The sequence below is a fragment of the Mesorhizobium sp. M8A.F.Ca.ET.161.01.1.1 genome (genome assembly GCF_004792105.1).
Classification (GTDB): domain Bacteria; phylum Pseudomonadota; class Alphaproteobacteria; order Rhizobiales; family Rhizobiaceae; genus Mesorhizobium.
On sequence record NZ_SRTD01000199.1, the window covers coordinates 1 to 354 of the forward strand.

General features: G+C 59.3%; 1 protein-coding gene. It reads right to left on the reverse strand.

The genetic code is table 11. From position 1 onward, the window contains the following. Positions 1–43 precede the first annotated feature (43 nt). Positions 44–354 (reverse strand): chemotaxis response regulator CheY2 (gene cheY2, locus EN804_RS35310; protein WP_246693542.1); only part of this gene is annotated, 311 nt, incomplete at its 5' end.

Sequence of the window (354 nt, forward strand, 5' to 3'; positions counted from 1 at the left end):
TACTCGCCCTGAATTATATGTACGCGCTTGGCTGCAGCTTCAATCATTTCAGCGATCCGAAAACCGCTTCGATGGCAGCACGCATCTTGTCGATGGTGAAGGGCTTGGCCAGCACGTTGTTGGCGCCGAGCTGGGCAGCCTTCTGCACCAGCGCGCGGTCGCCCTGCGCGGTGAGAATGATGAAGGCGGCCTTCTTGGTGGTCGGATTGGCCCGCACGGCGTGCAGGAAACCGAGGCCATCCATCTTCGGCATGTTGAAATCGGAGATGACGAGATGATGGGGCTGCTGCTCCATGATCTTCATTCCCTGCTCGCCGTCACCTGCGGCGGTGATCTGCTTGAAGCCGAGCTGTG